Genomic DNA, 18,467 nt, shown 5'->3' on the forward strand with positions numbered 1-18,467 from the left:
TGTCGGGGTCGGTGCCGGGGGCAGGCTCGGGGGCAGCCATGTCCGTATCCTCCCGCTGTCGATCCGGTTCCGCTTGCCGGGCCGGGCCGGTCCTCTCCGGACAGGCTCCCGGTCGCCCCGGCCCCACCGGTCCTTCGGCGTCACCCGTCCTTCGGCCTCCGGGCACCGCCCGCCAGGAAGTATCCGGCCAGTACGGCCCCGGCCAGGACCAGGGCGGAGTTGACCAGGATGGCGGTGGAGACGCCGGACAGTACCGCGCCCGGCCCGTTCGCGGCCCCCATCCGGGCGGTCACGACCGCGCTCATCACCGGAATGCCGAGGGCGATGCCCACCTGCTGTGTCATGGTGGCCAGCCCGGTGGCCCGCCCCTGCTCCTCGTCCGGCAGGCCCGAGGTGGCCGTCACCATGAAGCCGACGATCATCAGCATGTTGCCGGCGCCCCCGACGAAGGTGGCCGCCAGGAGGAGCCAGATCCAGGCCCCGGAGGTGCCGAGCGCCACCAGGGACAGGGTGGCGGCCGCCTGGACGGTGCCGCCGAGGACGATGGCGCGGCGGTTGCCGAAGCGGCCCACCGCCCGTCCGCCGAGCACCCCGCCGACGACCGTGCCCGCGCCGAGCACGCCGAACGCGAGACCGGTGGCGAGTGCGGAGTAACCCAGGACCTCCTGTAGGTAGAGGGTCAGCAGGAAGACCAGCGAGGTCTCGGTGGCGAAGGCGACCAGCCCGGCGGTGTTGCCCCAGACGACGCTGCGCCGCTTCAGGACGCGGACGGGCACGAGCGGGGCGGCGGCTCGCTGCTCGATGCGGACGAACGCGGCCAGGAGGGCGGCTCCGGCGGCCAGCGCGGCCAGCGTGGCCGGCCTGGTCCAGCCGGTCTCGCCGGCCCGGGTCAGTCCCAGGACGAGGAGCAGCAGCCCTCCGGTGACGGTGACCGCGCCGGGCACGTCCAGCCGGGGGCGTCGCTCCGGCCGGGAGTCGGTGATCACCGACGGAGCCAGCATCACGACCAGGGCCGCCACGGGGACGTTGACGAAGAAGGCCCAGCGCCAGGAGAGCAGGTCCGTCAGAAGCCCGCCGAGGATCGCCCCGGCGGTGAACCCGGCCGACATCAGGGCCCCGTTGAGGCCCAGCGCCCGTTCGCGCAGCGGCCCCTCCTTGAACGCGGTGGTCAGCAACGCCAGTCCGGCCGGGGTGACGGCCGCGGTGGCCAGACCCTGCAGCACCCGGGCGGTGAGCAGCACCTCGGGCGAGGCGGCGAGGCCGCCGAGCACGGAGGAGAGGCCGAGCACGGCCATGCCCCCGACGAACAGGTTCTTGCGGCCGACGAGGTCCGCGACCCGGCCGAAGAGCAGGGTGAACCCGGCGGCGGCGAGGGCGAAGGAGGTGGCGATCCACTGGAGGCCGGCGAGGGAGAAGCCGAGTCCTTCCCCGACGACGGGCAGTGCCACGTTCAGGATCGAGAAATCCACCGCGATCATGAACTGGGAGCCGAGCAGCAGGGCCAGGACGAGTTTCTGGCGGCTGGACATGCGGGGGGATGTGGCGGACCGGCCGGGCGCGGGGTCCGGCGCGGGGCCGAGGCCGGAGGGTGCGGTACTGGATGCGGGCATGGCAGGAGTGCCTTCCTGAACACGGGAAACGCTTAACGGTTCTGTGGTTCCGTTAGGGTGGTGTCACCGTAACAGGAGGGCGTTGTTAATGGAACTGGAGGACCGTTATGGCTTCGGAAGGTGCTGAAGGCGTCGACACCCGTGGTGCGGGGTCCGGTGGTGCCGGGCCCGGTGGTACGGGGCCCGAAGGCGCGGGGCCCGAGAGTGCGGCCCCCCGAGGGGCGGGGGCCGAGGGGGTGGAGCCCGGCACCGTGCGTCCCGGCGGCCGTACCGCCCGGGTGCGCGAGGCGGTGCTGCGTGCGGCGGGTGACGCCCTGGTCGAGCACGGCTTCGACGGGCTCGACCTGGCCGACGTCGCCCGGCGGGCCGAGGTCGGCAAGACGACCGTCTACCGCCGCTGGTCCGCCCCCGCCGGGCTGGTCGCCGATCTGCTCACGGACATGGCGGAGCAGTCGCTGCCGCGTACGGACACCGGATCCCTGGCCGAGGACCTCCGGGCCAATGCCCGCCTCGTGGTCCGCACGCTGACCGACCCCCGCCAAGGGGCTCTCTTCGTGGCCGTCATCGCGGCCGCCGCCTGTGATGCGCGGACCGCCGAGGCCCTCCACCGCTTCTACGCGGTGCGGATCGGGGAGTGGTCCGGCTGCGTCGGAGCGGCGGTCGAACGCGGGGAACTGCCCGCGGGTACGGACCCGGGCGAGGTGATCGCGGCGGTGTCGGCGCCGCTGTACTACCGGCTGCTCGCCAGCGGTGCCCCACTGGACGAGGAAGCCGCCGACCGGGCGGCCGACGCGGCCGTCGCCGCCGCGCGGGCGGGAGTGTTCGTGCGGCGGGAAGCGTGAGCGTCCGGGCGGTGAGGGGCGCGGTGGCGTTCGTACGGTGAGGGGCGCGGGGGCCCGTGGCGGGGCCGGTTTCCCGTGGGCGGGACCGGCTTCGTGGCATCCGACGGGCCGTCGATAAAGTGGGGGGATGATATTCGGTAAAGCCGGGTTCAGGGGGGCCGTCGCCGACTTCGAGGCGGCGGTGTCGGCGCAGGACGCCAAGCGGTCCGGCAAGGCGTTCGTCCGGTTGCAGGAGACCTTCGGGCAGGCCAGGGAGTCGGAGCTGCTGGACGGCGGGCCGCGGCTCGCCGCCCTGCTGGAGCAGACGCCGCCCGGCCCGCGTGCCGTGGTCGCCGTGCTCGTCGGCGCCTGCGTCGAGCGTGGGGCGGATGCCGAACGCTGTGCCCCGGGGGTGCTGGCCGGGCTGCGGTGGGCTCTGGAGCAGGCCGTGGCGTTCGCCGACGCCTGGGCCGCGACCGGAGGCGGCGCGTTTCCCGCCCCCGACGGCGGCGAGCCGGGCCCGGAGCTCGTGGAGCGGGCCGGCTCCGATGCGGCCGTCGGCTGGGTGACGCTTTTCCAGTGGGAGGCTGCCGCCGTCGCGATGCTGAATGACCCCGGCGTACGGCGGGAGGCCGGCTCCCGGGGCGAGGCGCTGCGGCTGCTCGGTGCGGTGGAGCGGGCCTCCGGCGTCGAGCTGAAGTCCCTCACCCACGCCCTCCTGGTGCTGGACGACGAACCGCTGGTCGCCCTCCACCGGGCGAGCGGTACCGGCTACCTCCTGCGGATCTCCGGCATCGGGGACAACTTCCAGCTGCACACCCTGCTCGCCGACGCGCTCATCGGCGGTGGCCATGTGGCGGGCCACGCGCCCTCGTCGCAGGAGGCCGCCGTCTGCCGGGAGACCCCCGGCCAGGTGGACACGGTGGGCTCCTTCGACCTGGTGGCGCCGGACGGCGGACTGATCTGGAACGAGGGCGCCCCCGCCGACATACCCGTCGTCGACGGCGCCCGGCTGCTGGTCCTGGACGAGCCGTCCTACCGGCGGACCTGGCCCGCGGGCCGCTTCCTGCCAGGCATGCGGGGTGACGCCCTGCTGGAACGCGCCCTCGACCCGGAGGAGACGGAGCGCTGGTACGCCCATGTCTCCCCGGCCGGGAGCGCGACCGGCTGAACCGGTCCCCGGGCCGCTCGGACCTCGGGCCGCTCGGGCCCCTGACGCACCCGGGCCCCTGGCACACCCGGGCCCCCGGCCGGTCCGAGCCTTCGGCCGGTCCGGGCCTTCGGCCGGTCCGGGCCTTCGGCCGGTCCGGGCCTTCGACCGGTCCGAGCCTTCGGCCCGTCCGGGCACCCGGCCCGTCCGCCCCTCGGCCCACCCGGGCCGGTAGGCGGAGGGCCTGGTCCGGCTCCTGGGGGCTCCCCGGCCCGTACGCGGAGGGCCTGGGTCTCGCTCCGGCGCGCTCCCGGCCCCGTACCTCGGAACCCCGGACCCCGGACCCGCCCCTCCCGGAGCCCGCCGGTCCGCCGCCTCCCGGCGCACTCCCGTACCCCGGACCCGCCCCTGCCGGGTACCCCGGAGCGGCCTCCCCGGAGCCGCCCACCCGCCGGCGGACCGGCCGCAGGGTTCAGCCGATCCGGGTGCCCGTTCCGCTCACCCGGATCCGGGGGTCGCCGGCGCGCAGTTCGACCGTGAGGGTGCCGGGGCGGCCCATGTCCGCACCCTGGTGCAGGGTCAGCACGGCAGCCTCCGGAGCGAGGCCCAGGTCCCGTGCGTACGCGCCGAAGGCCGCCGCGGCCGCGCCCGTCGCCGGGTCCTCGACGACCCCGCCCACCGGGAACGGATCCCGGACGTGGAACACCTCGGGGCCCTCGCGCCACACCAGTTGCAGGGTGGTCAGGTCGAGCCGCCGCATCAGCGCCTCCAGCCGCGCGAAGTCGTAGTCCAGGTCCGCCAGCCGCTCCCGGGTGGCGGCGGCCAGCACCAGGTGCCGGGCCCCCGCGTAGGCGATCCGGGGCGGCAGGGCCGGGTCGAGATCAGCGGCCGCCCAGTCCAGGGCCGCCAGCGCCTCCGCCAGGTCGGCCGCCGCGGCCTCCTCGACGTGCGGCACCACGCTGGTCAGGGTGGCGAGGAGGGTACCGCCCTCCCGGACGACGGAGACCGGGACCGGACCCGCGGGCGTCGTGAACTCCAGCGCGCCCGGTCCGTCCCGTTCGGCCAGCGCGAGGGCCGTGGCGACCGTGGCGTGGCCGCAGAACGGCACCTCGGCCTTCGGGCTGAAGTAGCGGATCGTGTACGCGCCTTCGCCGGTCCGCTCCGTCAGGAACGCCGACTCGCTGTAGCCCAGCTCCGCGGCGATCGCGAGCATCCGCTCCTCGTCCAGTCCGGCGGCGTCCAGGACGACCCCGGCGGGGTTCCCGCCCGCGGGATCGGCCGAGAAGGCGGTGTAGCGCAGGACCTCGGGCCGGTGATCGTGTGTCATGCAGCAGACAACCGTGCCGCCGCCCCCGCCATTCCCGGCCCGCCCCGGGCCGAGCCTCCGCTCTCAGCCTCGCCCGACGTACGGCATGTTCGTCGCCATCACCGTCGCGAACTGGACGTTCGCCTCCAGCGGCAGCTCCGCCATGTGCAGCACCGTCCGCGCCACGTCCGCCGCCGCCATCACCGGCTCCACCGCCAGCTCCCCGTTGGCCTGGAGGATCCCGGTCCGCATCCGTTCGGTCATCTCCGTCGCCGCGTTGCCGATGTCGATCTGGCCGCACGCGATCCGGTAGGGGCGGCCGTCCAGCGACAGTGACTTCGTCAGCCCGGTGACCGCGTGCTTGGTCGCGGTGTACGCGATCGAGTGCGGGCGCGGTGCGTGGGCCGAGATCGAGCCGTTGTTGATGATCCGGCCGCCCTGCGGGTCCTGCTCCTTCATCAGCCGGTACGCCGCCTGCGCGCACAGGAACGCGCCCGTCAGGTTCACCTCGACGACCGCCCGCCAGTCCGCCACGGCCAGGTCCTCCAGCGGCACACCGCCGGGGCCGAACGTGCCCGCGTTGTTGAACAGCAGGTCCAGCCGGCCGAACCGTTCCCGTACGGCGGCGAAGAGCGCGGCCACCTCCTCGGCGTCCGTCACGTCCGTGGTGACGCACAGCGCCTCGGTGTCCCCGGCCGCCGCCGCCGTCTCCGCCAGCGGCTCGGCCCGCCGGCCCGCGAGCGCCAGCGACCACCCCCCGCTCGCGAGGGCGAGCGCGACCGCCCGCCCGATCCCCGACCCCGCCCCCGTGACGACCGCGACCCCGCGGCCGGCCCGCCCGGTCCGCGTGGCCCGTCCGGCGTGCTCTGTCTGCTCAGTGTTCATGGCCCGGCAGCGTACGGGACGGATCCGTGCACGGGGCACGCGGTGCTCATCGACCCGCCATGCGGATGTTGTGCACGCGACAACGGTGCGTCGTCCCCTCCCGCTGCCATGAATACCGACACCATCCGGGCTGAGGAGGGGCATATGACAGCCGCACGGACCATCATGACGCCCGATCAGGGCACCCGAGCCAGCGAACTCCGCACCGCCGCCCGCTTACTGGAACCAGGCGTGGGACGCCGGCGCTTCCTGACCGTCACCGGAGCCGCCGCCGCACTCGCCTTCGCCGTCAACCTGCCCGCCGCCGGCACGGCGAGCGCGGCCGAGGCCGACGCCCGCCGGATCGCCGAGGACCCCTTCACCCTCGGCGTCGCCTCCGGTGATCCGCACCCCACGTCCGTCCTGATCTGGACCCGGCTCGCCCCCCGTCCCTTCGAGCCGGGCGGCGGACTGCCGCGCGGCCGGGTCCAGGTGCGCTGGGAGGTCGCCCGCGACGAGCGCTTCCGCCGTGTCGAGCGGCGCGGAACGGCCACGGCCCACCCCGAGTTCGCCCACAGCGTCCGCGCCGAGGTCCAGGGCCTCGACTCCGGCCGCCTCTACTACTACCGCTTCCGCGCCGGCAGCTGGACCAGCCCGGTCGGCCGCACCCGCACCGCCCCGGCCCCCGGCGCCCGCAACAGCCGCCTCGCCCTGGCCGCCGTCTCCTGCCAGGCGTACCACCACGGGTACTTCACCGCCCACCGCCACCTCGCGGCCGAGGACGTCGACGTGGTCTTCCACCTCGGCGACTACCTCTACGAGTACGCCGTCGACGCCGCCGGCGGGGCCCGCGACTACACCGACCGCCGCCTCCCGGACCTCTTCAACCGCGAGACGACGACGCTGGAGGACTACCGGCTGCGCTACGCCCTCTACAAGTCCGACCCGGACCTGCGCGCCGCCCACGCCGCCCACCCCTTCGTCGTCACCTGGGACGACCACGAGACCGAGAACAACTACGCGGGCGACATCCCGGAGAACGACGTCCCCCCGGAGGAGTTCCTGCTCCGCCGGGCCGCCGCGTACCGCGCGTACTGGGAGAACCAGCCGCTGCGCACCCCGCAGCGCCCCACCGGGCCCGACATGACGCTCTACCGCCGCCTCCGCTTCGGGCGGCTCGCCCAGTTCGACATCCTCGACACCCGCCAGTACCGCAGCGACCAGGCGTACGGCGACGGCTGGCGCACCCCGGGCCCCGAGTCCGAGGACCCCGCCCGCACCATGACCGGGGCCACCCAGGAGCGCTGGCTGATCGACGGCTGGCGAGCCTCGAACGCCACCTGGAACGTCGTCCCGCAGCAGGTCACCTTCGCCCAGCGGCGCAGTGTGCCCACCGACGCCTTCAAGCTCTCCATGGACTCCTGGGACGGCTACCCCGCCTCCCGGCAGCGCGTGCTGGCCGGTGCCGAGGCCGCGGGGATCGACAACCTGATGGTCCTCACCGGCGACGTCCACGTCTCGTACGCCTTCGACCTGAAGAAGGACTTCGACGACTCCGCCTCGCGCACCGTCGGCACGGAGATCGTCACCACCTCCATCGCCAGCGGCAAGGACGGCGCGGACCGGCCCGCCAACTGGGAGAACCAGACCCGCGCCAACCCGCACCTCAAGCACTACAACGGGCGGCGCGGCTACGCGCTCGTCACCCTCGGTACGGAGGAGGCGCGCGCCGACTTCCGTACGGTCGCGGCCGTCACGACGCCCGGGGCGCCCGTCACCACCGCGGCCTCGTTCGTCACGGAAGCCGGGAACCCGGGGCTCACGCCCGCGTGACGGCTCATGCCCGCACGACGGCTCACCCGCGCGTGGCGGGGGCCCCGGCCCGCGTGACGGGGCCCATGCCCGCGCAGCGGGGGCCGGACGCCTCCGGGTTCAGGCGTCCGCCGGGTAGCGGACGCCGATGCGGTCCCGTACCGCGTCGAGCGTCCGCATCACCGCCAGCGAACCCTCCAGCGGGACGAGCGGGGACTCCGTCTCGCCCGCCCGCACCGCGCGCGCCACCTCGACCGCCTCGTACTGCATGCCCGAAAGACCCTGCGGGCCCGGCCCCGACGTCACCGTCTCCGGCTCCGCGCCCGCCCGCCGCAGCACGAAGTGGTCCGGGTGGAAGAAGTCGCGCGGGATGTCGATCCGCCCCGCCGTACCGATCACGGTGGCCGCCGTCGGATGGTGGCCGACGATCGAGCAGGACAGCAGCGCGGTCGCGCCGGACTCCCAGCCGAGCAGCATCCCCGTGTTCAGGTCCACGCCCTCGGGGGAGAGCAGCGCGTCCGCCCGGACCCGGTCCGGCTCGCCCAGCAGCAGGTGGGCGAACGACACCGGGTAGACCCCGAGGTCCAGCAGGGCCCCGCCGCCGAGGGCCGGGTCGCGCAGCCGGTGACCGGGGGCGAAGTCGCCCGCGAAGCCGAAGTCCGCCTGGACGGTACGGATCTCGCCGATCGCCCCGTCCCGGACCAGCTCGGTCAGCCGGCGGACCACCGGGTTCAGGTAGGTCCACATGGCCTCCATCAGGAACAGGCCCCGCTCGCGGGCGAGCGCCACCAGCTCCTTGGCCTCCCGGCTGTTGAGCGTGAACGCCTTCTCGCACAGCACGTGCTTTCCGGCCCGCAGCGCCAGCCCGGCCGCCGCGTGGTGCGCCGAGTGCGGGGTGGCCACGTAGACCACGTCCACCGTGTCGTCGGCGACCAGCTCCGCCCAGCTGCCGTAGGCGCGGGCGATCCCGTGCCGGTCGGCGAACGCCCGCGCCGAGGTCTCCGTACGCGAGGCGACGGCCACCACCTCGGCGTCGGGCAGTCCCTGCACGTCCGCCGTGAAGGTCGCGGCTATGCCGCCCGTCGCCAGCACACCCCAGCGCACCCTGTCACCCATGCCCGCCACCCCAGCCAGCCCGAAAAAGGTATCGACCACTCCGGTCGAGCTGAGAGCATAGATGCGGATTCAACGATGTGGAGATGAGAATGCCGGAGAGCGGCGGCAGCCGGGCCCAGCGAGCACCCATACCCACCTCCGGGACCGGACCCGGAGCCGACGACGGCTCGGCCGTCCCGCACGGGGACGCGGGCGCCCTCTCCGTCGACCCGGCCGCCCCGCCGGCCACCACCCCCGCCGGCCTGCCGGGAGCGCCCGGCGGGCCCGGAAGCCCCCCACTGCCCGCCCCGGCGGCGAACGCCGCCCGGCGCGCCGGGCTCCTGGTCACCCTGGTCCTCGGCGGGCTCACCGCCCTGCCGCCGCTGTCCATGGACATGTACCTCCCGGCGCTCCCCGCGGTCACCGACTCCCTGAGCGCCCCCGCCGCCACGATCCAGCTCACGCTGACCGCGTGCCTGGCCGGAATGGCGCTCGGCCAGCTCGTCGTCGGCCCGATGAGCGACCGCTGGGGCCGCCGCACGCCGCTGCTCCTCGGCATGGCCGTCTACGTCGTCGCCACCGCGCTCTGCGCCCTGGCCCCCACCGCCGGACTCCTCATCGGCTTCCGCCTGCTCCAGGGACTCGCGGGCGCGGCCGGGATCGTCATCGCGCGGGCCGTGGTGCGTGACCTCTACGACGGCGTGGAGATGGCCCGGTTCTTCTCCACCCTGATGCTGATCTCCGGCGCCGCCCCGATCGTCGCCCCGCTGATCGGCGGGCAGGTCCTGCGGGTCACCGACTGGCGGGGCATCTTCGTGGTGCTGACCGCCGTGGGCATCGCGCTCACCCTCGTCGTGTGGAAGTGGCTGCACGAGACGCTGCCGCCCGCCTCCCGCCACACCGGCGGTGTCACCGACGCCCTGCGCACCATGCGCGGGCTGCTCGCCGACCGGGTCTTCACCGGCTACATGGTCGCCGGCGGCCTCGCCTTCGCCGTCCTGTTCGCGTACATCTCCGCCTCCCCGTTCGTCGTGCAGGAGATCTACGGGGCCTCGCCGCAGACCTTCAGCCTGCTCTTCGGGCTCAACTCCATCGGTCTGATCGTCGTCGGGCAGATCAACGGCAAGCTCCTCGTGGGCCGGTTCCGGCTCGACAAGGTGCTCGGCTTCGGCCTCACCGTCATCGTGCTGGCCGCCGTCGCGCTGCTCCTCATGACGACCGGTGTCTTCGGCGAGGTCGGCCTCTTCCCCGTCGCCGCCGGGCTGTTCGTCCTGATGTCGGCGATGGGCCTCGCGATGCCGAACACCAACGCCCAGGCCCTCATGCGGACCAAGCACGCGGCGGGTTCCGCCTCCGCGCTGCTCGGCACGTCCTCGTTCCTCATCGGAGCCGTCGCCTCCCCGCTGGTCGGCATCGCGGGGGAGGACACGGCCGTTCCGATGGCCGTCGTCCAGGTGAGCTGCGCGGTGGCGGCGGTGGGCTGCTTCCTCCTCCTGTGCCGCCCCTGGCAGCGTGCGGGGCGCGGGGCCGACGGCCTCTGAGGTCCCGAGGAGAGGAACCTGCCCGGGAGGGCGGGCCCGAGCGCGTCCGGGCGGGATCGGGCCGTGTCCGTCCCACCGGGTCGGCCGGCACGTGACCGGGAGGGGCAGCCGATCGGGCGACCGGGCGGTGGAGGTCGCCGGCCGGACCGGTCAGCCCGTGCGCGGGTAGCCGATCAGATGCGTCCGGTCCTGCCGGTCGGTCCAGCGGAACACCCCGACCCCCGTCGTCTCCGTCCCCGGCAGCCGTGCGTTGCGCGACAGCCGCTCGGTGCTCCAGGTGGCGAAGTCCATCACGACCGGGAGCCCGCCGCCGGACAGCGCCTCCGAGGCGTCGCGCGCGTTCTCCGCCCCGTACGCGATCCCGTCGTCCGTCACCGTGGCCAGCGTCAGATGCGCGGTGCCGCCCTCGTCCTCGAAGCAGCGGCCCTTCTTCGCCGCCAGGTCGAAAGCCAGGTTCCCGGCGATCAGGTAGTCGCCCGAGGGAGAGAGGACCGCCTGCGGGTAGCGCCCCGGCTGTATGGCCGGCTTGTGGCACTCCACCGAGGTGAGCACCTTCCCGGTCGCCGCGTCGTGCACCGCCCACAGCTCGTGGGTCGCCGCCCGCCCGGTCTTCTTCGCGGGCCGCCACTTCGCCAGGACGTGGTCCGGGGTCATCGACGTCACCACGCCGCTGCCCTTCTCCGTCCCCTCGGGCGCGACGTTCCGGCTGAACCAGCCGCCGCGCACCCAGAACTCGCGTGCCCCGCCCAGGAGCAGGCCCTCGGCGGTCTGCCCGTGCACCTCGGTGAGCTGCTTGCAGGCCGGGCAGCCCTTGGGGTACCCGAGCCTGTCCGCGCCGAGTTCGGTCACCTCGCCGGTGACCGGGTCGATCAGGGTGCTGTTCGCCTTCGCGTCGCTGATCACGATGCCCGGCCCGGTCGTGGTCACCTTCGGGGCCCCGGACCACGGCACCTCGACGCGCTGCCGGTTCCCGTTCGTCACGTCGTACAGATCGAGGGCGAGGAAGGTGCCCGACGGCGAGAGACCGTCGCCGGCCTTCCCGTAGGACCAGGTCACGAAGTACTGCCGGTCGTCCTTGGTCACGGTGGCGAGCTTCGGGTAGTGCAGCGGGTCCGGCGGCTGCCAGGCCTGTCCCCGCCAGCCCAGCTCGCCGGTGGCCGTGTCGACGGTGCGCAGCCGGTACCGGTTCTCCCCGGACCGCTCCAGATAGGCCAGCAGACCCGTCGCGTGGGAGACCGCGACATCGGGGGAGGCGCCGATGATCTCCCACCCCCGGTCCGTCACGTAGGCGGGCGGAACGGTCAGCCGGGTCACCGGACCCGCGCTCGGCAGCGCCGGTTTCGCGGCGGCGGGGGAGGTGGCGCCGTCCGTGCTCCCGCCGTCCTCGGGGCTTCCGCCGCAGGTCGCCAGCAGCAGGAGCAGGGCGAGAAAGACCACCCCGCCGACCAGCGTCAGCCGCACGATCTTCTGCCTCATGGCTCCCCCGCTGGACCATCTCGCCCCGGTGCCCCGCACGCGCGGGTCAGCGTAGCAACAGGGCTCCGGCCGGGTGGAGTTCGCCGGATTCCCGTTCCGTACCGGTGACCTGAACGCCTGGTGCGGGCCCGCCGCGGCCCCTGTGCCGCACGCGTACGTCCCTGCGTACCCCCTCCCGCCCCGGCGAAGCGGAATGCGGCCGACGGGTCGCCTCCGCCTACAATTCGCCGGTGAACGTCACCCTCCCCACCGCAGAGTCCCTGCGCGCGGCGCTGGCCGGGCTGCTCGACGGACTGCCGCCCAAGCAGGCCGCGCAGGCCGTCGACCGGCTGATCGCCAGCTACCGCGGGGAGACCCCGACGGACGCCCCGGTCCTGCGGGACCGGTCCGACGTCGTCGCGTACGCCGCGTACCGGATGCCCGCCACCTTCGAGGCCGTACGGTCCGCCCTGGACGCCCTCGTCGAGGCCGCGCCCGACTGGGCCCCCGCCACCCACACCGACGTCGGCGGCGGCACGGGCGCGGCTAGCTGGGCGGTCGCCGGGGCCTGGGAGGGCCCGGCGACCACCGTCCTGGACTGGGCCGAACCGGCCCTCGCGCTCGGCCGCGAACTGGCCGACGCGTCCGGTGTGCCCTCGCTCCGCGACGCGCGCTGGGAGCGGGCCCGGATCGGCACGGCCCTGGAGCTGGCCCCGGCCGACCTGATCACCGTCAGCTACGTCCTCAAGGAGCTGACCGCGGAGGCCAGGACCGCGCTGGTCGACGCGGCCGCCGCGGCCGGCCGGGCCGTGGTGATCGTCGAGCCCGGCACCCCCGACGGCTACGCCCGCGTCATCGAGGCCCGCGACCGGCTGATCGCCGCCGGGCTGTGCATCGCGGCCCCCTGCCCGCACAGCGACGCCTGCCCGATCGAGCCGGGGGCCGACTGGTGCCACTTCTCGGCGCGGGTCAGCCGCTCCTCGTTGCACCGCCGGGTCAAGGGGGGTTCGCTGAGCCACGAGGACGAGAAGTTCAGTTACGTCGTCGGCACCCGCTTCCCGGCCGCCCCGGCGGCCGCCCGGATCACCCGCAGGCCGCAGATCCGCAAGGGCCAGGTCCTGCTGGAGCTGTGCACCCGGGACGAGGGACTGGCCCGCTCCACGGTCACCAAGCGCCACGGCGAGCTGTACCGCGCGGCCAGGGACATCGCCTGGGGCGATCCCTGGCCGCCGGAGGGCGCCGAGTGACCGCCTGACCGCCTGACCGCCCGACCGTCCGCCGGACGGCACCGGCCAACGGGCTCCCGGCCCGCCTGCCCCGGCCGGGGCAGGCACCCAGGAAGAACCTTTTGTCGGATTTTTTACAAATGTATACTTAACGATCACGTGCGCGCTTGTCCTGGAAAATCCCCGACAGCGGAGAACTGATCACTCCATGCATCCTGGGAAACCCTGGTCGAAGGCTGGCCTGCTGCTGGAAGCGGCACCCTTCGTCCTCGTCCTTCTGGACGCCGTCGTAGGCCCGGACATCTGCTTCCTCCACCTGGCGGCGGTTCTGCCGGCGCTGGCGGCCATCAACGGTTCCGTGGCCACGGTGCTCCGGATCGGCGCGATCAGCGCCGCCCTCAGCGTGATCACATGCGGCCTCAGTGGCGACTGGAGCACCGCGGACTCCCGCGCGGCCCTCGGCGCCGTCGTGCTGGTGACCTTCTGTTCCGCCTGGGCGGCGCGCCGTCGCCTGAGGACGGCCCACCGCCTGTCCGCCGTCGAGACCGTTGCGGAAGCGGCGCAGGGGGTCATCCTCCAGCCCCCTCCGCCCCGGGTGGGGCGGGTGAACGCCGCGGCGTCGTACGTCTCCGCCGCCCGCGCCGCGGACATCGGCGGGGACTTCTACGCGGTCGAGCCGGTCCGCGGCGGGGTGCGGGTCATCGTGGGCGATGTCCAGGGCAAGGGGCTCGAAGCGGTGAGGACGGCGGCGACCGTGCTGGCCTCGTTCCGTGAGGCGGCGTCCACGACCAGGGACCTGGAAGACGTCGGGCGGCGGGTGGAGTGCGCCCTGACCCGGCGCAGGGAGGGCGAGGAGTTCGCCACCGCGGTCCTCTCCGAACTCCGCGACGACGGAACCCTGCTCACGGTCAACTACGGCCACCCGGATCCCCTGGTCATCCGCCGGGGCGGCGCGGCGGAGTGCCTGAGCCCTCCGGCTCGGGCGCTTCCGCTGGGACTGGGCGCGGTTCTCGGTGCATCCGCCGCCCCGGTCCTCGGCCGCTCCCGTCTGGGAAGCCGCGACCGCATCCTCTTCTACACCGATGGCCTGAGCGAGGCGCGGGACGCCGACGGCGCCTTCTACCCGGTGGCCGAGAGTGCCGGACTGCTCGCCCGCGACCGCCTCGACCGCAGTCTCGGCCTGCTCCGGGAAAGCCTCCACCGGCACGCGCACGGAGACCTGGAGGACGACTCCGCGCTGCTCCTGCTGGAGGCGGACCCCGCCCCGGCCGCCGAACCCCGGCGCGGACACCGTGACGGCGCTCCCCGTCACCCGGAGCGGCACCCGGACCGCGGCGAAACCGCCCCGGGCCGGCCCTCCCCGCTTCCCGTCCTCGCGGTGGGCGGCCCCGACTGCGAGGTGTGCCCGGCCCTGGACTGCCCCTCCCGCTCGGCCTGAGCGGGGCAGCCCGCTCCCGGGGCGGGGCCTGAACGGCGCTGCCCCGGGGCCAGGCCCCGAGCGGGGCAGGTCCGCTCGGGGCCTGGCGCAAGGCGGGGCAGGCCCGGGGCGGGCCGGGCGCGGGGCGTGCGTGCGGTGGGGCCGGTGGCCGAGGCGGACCCCGGTGGCGTCCCTAGGCCCGCAGCTCCTGCGTACAGCACTTCACGCTGCCGCCGCCCTTGAGCAGCTCGCCCAGGTCCATCGGGACCGGCTCGAAGCCCCGGTCCCGTAGCGGATCGAGCAGCCCTGTCGCGCCCTGCGGGAGCAGCACGTGCCGCCCGTCGCTCACCGAGTTGAGCCCGAAGGCCGCCGCGTCCGCCTCCCGGGCCAGCAGCGCGTCCGGGAACAGCCGGCGCAGCACCGCCCGGCTGGCCGCGGAGAACGCGTCCGGGTAGTACATGATCTCGTCGGCCGCCGCGTCCAGCACACAGAGCGCGGTGTCCAGGTGGTAGTAGCGCGGGTCCACCAGATCGAGCCCGATGACCGGCACCCCGAAGAACTCCTGGGCCTCCATGTGCGAGAGCGGGCTGGAGCGGAATCCGCGCCCGGCCAGCAGATAGGAGGCGGTGACGGCGAAGTCCCCCTCGCCCTCGTTGACGTGTTCCGGCTCATGGACCTCGGCGAAGCCGTTCTCCCGGAACCAGTCCCGGTGGGCCCCCGCCTCCTCGAACCGCTCCCGGTAGGCGAACAGCGCGCCGAGCACCCGGCCGTCGATGACCGTGGCGCCGTTGGCGGCGAAGACCATGTCGGGCAGGTCGGGGCGGGGGGTGAGCAGTTCGACGGTGTGGCCGAGGCTCCGGTAGCGGTCGCGCAGGTCCTCCCACTGGGTCTGGGCCAGCGGCAGGTCCACGGGTTTGGACGGGTCCATCCACGGGTTGATGGAGTAGGTGACCCGGAAGTGCGTCGGTGCGCACATCAGGTAGCGACGAGGGGTGGCGTCACGGTTCAACTCGGGCTCCTCGCGATCGGCGGTCGTGGCCGCGGAACGGTGGGATGCGCACGGTCTGTGCGTGAGCCCATGGTGCGCTGTGCGCGCCGGATCCGCAGCGATTCGACCGGCCGGGTCACCGCATGCCGTGAGAGGCGCCACGAGAACCACCGCGACGGGTCGCCACGGCAGCACCGCGACGGGGCACGGAGGGAGCCCCCGACAGGGCGCGGCGGGGGCTCCCCGGCAGGGCACCGCGGGGACACCCCCTCAGGGTGCTGCAAGACGATACGTATCGGCTCGTGCCAGGTAGGTTGGCCGTATGGCATCCACTAAGGCACCCGACTCCAGCCGCCGCAGCGACCGTTCCCGGCGCGCGATCCACGACGCCGCCCTCGCCCTCGTCACGGAGGTGGGGTACCGGCGTACGACGATCGAGGGTATCGCCGCCCGCGCCGGGGTCGGCAAGCAGACCATCTACCGCTGGTGGCCCTCCAAGGCCGCCGTGCTGATGGACGCCTTCCTGGACCTGGCGGGCCGAGGGGCCGAAGAGGGCGGGGCCGGGCCCGCGGGCGCCGGGGAGTCCGGCGGGACCGTCCCCGGCATCCCCGACACCGGTGACCTGGTCGCCGACCTCAAGCTCGTCCTGCGGGCCACCGTCGACGAGCTGAACGACCCGGCCCTGGAGGCCCCCACCCGCGCGCTGACCGCCGAGGGCATCGTGGACGCGAAACTCGGCGCCGCATTCGTCCACAAGCTGCTCGACCCGCAGCTCGCGTTGTACGTCACACGGCTGCGCGCCGCCCAGGAGGCGGGAGACGTCCGTGCGGACGTCGACCCCCGGATCGCCCTGGAGCTGCTCATCGGCCCGCTGATGCACCGCTGGCTGCTCCGGACCCTGCCGCTCACGCACGCGTACGCCGATGAGGTCGTCGACTACGCGGTCGGCGGGCTCGCCCCGCGGCCGTGACCCCCGCCGCCTCCCATCGCATCCGAAATATGGCGACATCGGGCGTGATGGTGGTCACTCGGTGCAGTGGTACACGGCCTCGTCGGCGAACTCTGGCCACCCGAACCGCAGGATGGTGCGACCATGGACAGGCAACGCTGAGGTGAACTGCTGAGGTGAGGGGATTGATGGGCGCCGAGTCCGGCCGTTTCCGCGGCACAGAGAGCAGGATCTCCCAGTGGCTGCGGCGACGTCCCAAAGCATCAGGGGCCGAGAGCGACGCATCGGCCCGGGTGGCGATGCTCCTGGCCGTCGCCGACGCGGGCATGCCGGTCGCGCCCGCCGCCCACCCCGTCGGATACCGATGTTCGTGCGAACGCATCGGCTGCCCCACTCCCGCCCGGCACCCCGTCTCCTTCGCCTGGCAGACGCAGTCGACCACCGACCGGGCCCAGATCGAGCGCTGGGCCGCCGGTCAGCCGCAGGCCAACTTCATCACCGCGACCGGCATGGTCCACGACGTGCTCGACGTCCCGCTCACCGCCGGCCACAGCGCCCTGGAGCGTCTTCTCGACGCGGGAATCGACGTCGGCCCGGTCGCCCGGTCCGGCGACGACCGGATGCTGTTCTTCACCGCCACCCGCGGCACCCCCGAGGACGAGGACGAGTGGTGGCCCTGCGAGCTGGACTGCCACCCCGAGACCATGGACGCCCACCCGGGTCTGCGCTGGCACTGCCGGGGCAGCTACGTCCTGCTGCCGCCCGCCCGGCTCCCCGGTGAGCTGGACGTCCACTGGGTGCGCGGGCCCGAGCACGAGCTGCCCGACCCGCTGACCTTGCTGGAAACGCTCACCGACGCCTGCGCGCGGTACGCGGGCACCGCCGAGCAGAGCGAGCTGGACCACGACGCGGTCGCCTGGCCGCTGAGCCGCTGAGCTGCTGAGCCGGTCCGCCGCGAGGCGTCGGGCCGAACCACCACTAGCCGCTGAGCCGATCCGCCACGAGGTGTCGGGCCGATCCGCCACGAGGTTCCGAGCCGCGCCGTTCGCTCCCGGCCGCCGCTCGTGCCCGCCCCGCTATTCGCCCTTCGCCGCGATCAGGCCCGGCAGCCGGTTGAGCATCCGCACCTTGCCGCCGGAGCCCGTGTCCGCGCCGGAACCGGCCCCCGCGGTCCGCGGCGGGACGTGCACGAGCTGGCTGGAGACGCGCTCCTTGGTGAGGGTGCTGTTCACCTCGCCGGTGAGCAGCGCTTTCACATCCGGGTTGACCTCGGGCCGCAGCCCCTCCGCGGCGATCTGCCGTTCGAAGTGCTTGCTGTTGAAGAAGACCAGCGCCCCGCCGTCCTCGGTGCGCAGCCCCAGCGGTGCGAACGAGTCGCCCGTCAGCGGCTGGTCGACGTACTGGTACGAGAATCCCGCCCGCCGTGTGGTGCGGCGCGTCTCGCGCCAGCCGGAGGTCGACGTGGACGGGGTGAACACGTCCGGGCTGCCGTTCTGCAGATAGCCGGTGTACGAGGCGCTCAGGTCCGCGGGCGCCACGGCCAGCTCGTCGTCCTGCGGCTTCACCGGGGTGGCGAACCCGTCCTCGTCGAGGGCGAACTCCGGTACCTGGGACGCCGGGAGGACGCCGAGGTAGGCAGCCTTCCACAGCGCGTCGGGGCCCGTCCGCACGAACGCCACCAGCCAGCGGGTGTCCAGCTTCCCGCCCTCCTGGTCCTGGTTGGAGTCGGTGTCCGCGAGGAACCACCGGGGCCAGCCCGTCTTCTTGGGGATGACGTAGGTCGCATCGTCCAGCACCAACGGCTTGTGCGCCTTGTTGCCCCCGGGGTTGTAGGTCCGGCGGGCCTTCAGCCCGGCCTGGTTGATCGCGCCGAGCGAGCCCGTCACCCGGTCCGCGTCCAGCGCCGGATCGAACGCCTTGTCCGCCGCGTTGTAGGCGGCGGTGAAGTCCTTGAGGGCCTGGGCGGCCTCGGACTTCTTCGCCCCGGGCAGCACTTCCAGCTCCCCGTGCACCGTCACACAGCCGGTCGCCGTCACGCACAGCACCGTCGCCGTCGCGAGCCCCGCCGTCAGCCGGCCCAGCCCAGGGTGTCTCGTCATCCGCTGCTTCTGCGCCTTCCGCATCCGTCGCCCGCACTGACCGTCGAAACCCTACCGGGACCGCGACAGGCGTGCGGGCGGGGACCGGATACAGCGCCCCCACCGCGACCGGGCCGAGGACGGGCCCCGGGGCC

15 protein-coding genes are annotated in these 18,467 nt (G+C 74.1%); 8 read left to right on the top strand and 7 right to left on the bottom strand.

Going from position 1 to position 18,467, the window contains the following annotated elements:
* Positions 1 to 140: 140 nt before the first annotated feature.
* Complete coding sequence (locus KME66_RS25355; protein WP_216326279.1) at positions 141 to 1,529, bottom strand: MFS transporter; 1,389 nt, start codon at positions 1,527 to 1,529, stop codon at positions 141 to 143.
* A gap of 332 nt (positions 1,530 to 1,861) precedes the next feature.
* Here KME66_RS25355 and KME66_RS25360 point away from each other — a divergent pair, with 332 nt between their 5' ends.
* A complete protein-coding gene (locus KME66_RS25360; protein ID WP_073218846.1) occupies positions 1,862 to 2,452 on the top strand; it encodes a TetR/AcrR family transcriptional regulator in 591 nt (196 codons plus the stop codon).
* A gap of 127 nt (positions 2,453 to 2,579) precedes the next feature.
* A complete protein-coding gene (locus KME66_RS25365) occupies positions 2,580 to 3,602 on the top strand; it encodes a hypothetical protein (RefSeq protein WP_216326282.1) in 1,023 nt (340 codons plus the stop codon).
* Positions 3,603 to 4,053: 451 nt separating this feature from the next.
* On the opposite strand, the gene KME66_RS25370 is transcribed toward KME66_RS25365, so the two are convergent.
* Positions 4,054 to 4,908, bottom strand: a complete 855-nt coding sequence (locus KME66_RS25370; protein WP_216326285.1) for a PhzF family phenazine biosynthesis protein — start codon at positions 4,906 to 4,908, stop codon at positions 4,054 to 4,056.
* Between the two features lie 63 nt (positions 4,909 to 4,971).
* Positions 4,972 to 5,772: an SDR family oxidoreductase gene (locus tag KME66_RS25375; RefSeq protein ID WP_073218354.1), complete on the bottom strand. Its 801-nt coding sequence runs from the start codon at positions 5,770 to 5,772 to the stop codon at positions 4,972 to 4,974.
* Between the two features lie 144 nt (positions 5,773 to 5,916).
* Here KME66_RS25375 and KME66_RS25380 point away from each other — a divergent pair, with 144 nt between their 5' ends.
* Entirely contained in the window at positions 5,917 to 7,584 is a 1,668-nt protein-coding gene (locus tag KME66_RS25380; RefSeq protein ID WP_216326287.1) for an alkaline phosphatase, read from the top strand.
* Positions 7,585 to 7,683: 99 nt separating this feature from the next.
* Here the strand turns inward: KME66_RS25380 and KME66_RS25385 are convergent, their stop codons facing one another.
* Positions 7,684 to 8,679: a Gfo/Idh/MocA family protein gene (locus tag KME66_RS25385; protein ID WP_216326289.1), complete on the bottom strand. Its 996-nt coding sequence runs from the start codon at positions 8,677 to 8,679 to the stop codon at positions 7,684 to 7,686.
* Between the two features lie 89 nt (positions 8,680 to 8,768).
* Here KME66_RS25385 and KME66_RS25390 point away from each other — a divergent pair, with 89 nt between their 5' ends.
* Complete coding sequence (locus KME66_RS25390; protein ID WP_216329626.1) at positions 8,769 to 10,199, top strand: multidrug effflux MFS transporter; 1,431 nt, start codon at positions 8,769 to 8,771, stop codon at positions 10,197 to 10,199.
* A gap of 150 nt (positions 10,200 to 10,349) precedes the next feature.
* On the opposite strand, the gene KME66_RS25395 is transcribed toward KME66_RS25390, so the two are convergent.
* Positions 10,350 to 11,675 (bottom strand): hypothetical protein, encoded by a 1,326-nt coding sequence (locus tag KME66_RS25395; protein ID WP_216326292.1) that lies wholly within the window; start codon positions 11,673 to 11,675, stop codon positions 10,350 to 10,352.
* A 230-nt stretch (positions 11,676 to 11,905) separates the two neighbouring features.
* Between KME66_RS25395 and KME66_RS25400 the strand changes: the two genes are divergently transcribed.
* On the top strand, positions 11,906 to 12,901 hold the full coding sequence (locus KME66_RS25400; RefSeq protein WP_216326294.1) for a small ribosomal subunit Rsm22 family protein: 996 nt from the start codon (positions 11,906 to 11,908) through the stop codon (positions 12,899 to 12,901).
* A gap of 187 nt (positions 12,902 to 13,088) precedes the next feature.
* Positions 13,089 to 14,318 carry a PP2C family protein-serine/threonine phosphatase gene (locus KME66_RS25405; protein ID WP_216326310.1) on the top strand — a complete coding sequence of 410 codons (1,230 nt, stop codon included), beginning with the start codon at positions 13,089 to 13,091 and terminating at the stop codon, positions 14,316 to 14,318.
* Positions 14,319 to 14,490: 172 nt separating this feature from the next.
* Here KME66_RS25405 and ddaH read toward each other — a convergent pair whose 3' ends face one another.
* Entirely contained in the window at positions 14,491 to 15,306 is an 816-nt protein-coding gene (gene ddaH, locus KME66_RS25410) for a dimethylargininase (protein WP_073218335.1), read from the bottom strand.
* Between the two features lie 301 nt (positions 15,307 to 15,607).
* Between ddaH and KME66_RS25415 the strand changes: the two genes are divergently transcribed.
* Positions 15,608 to 16,255: a TetR/AcrR family transcriptional regulator gene (locus KME66_RS25415; RefSeq protein WP_216326313.1), complete on the top strand. Its 648-nt coding sequence runs from the start codon at positions 15,608 to 15,610 to the stop codon at positions 16,253 to 16,255.
* Between the two features lie 167 nt (positions 16,256 to 16,422).
* Positions 16,423 to 17,169: a bifunctional DNA primase/polymerase gene (locus tag KME66_RS25420; RefSeq protein WP_073218328.1), complete on the top strand. Its 747-nt coding sequence runs from the start codon at positions 16,423 to 16,425 to the stop codon at positions 17,167 to 17,169.
* Between the two features lie 141 nt (positions 17,170 to 17,310).
* On the opposite strand, the gene KME66_RS25425 is transcribed toward KME66_RS25420, so the two are convergent.
* The gene (locus KME66_RS25425; RefSeq protein ID WP_216326316.1) at positions 17,311 to 18,333 is read right to left on the bottom strand and encodes a hypothetical protein; all 1,023 of its coding nucleotides are present in this window, start codon (positions 18,331 to 18,333) and stop codon (positions 17,311 to 17,313) included.
* Positions 18,334 to 18,467: the final 134 nt, after the last annotated feature.

This window comes from Streptomyces sp. YPW6 (genome assembly GCF_018866325.1).
GTDB lineage: Bacteria > Actinomycetota > Actinomycetes > Streptomycetales > Streptomycetaceae > Streptomyces.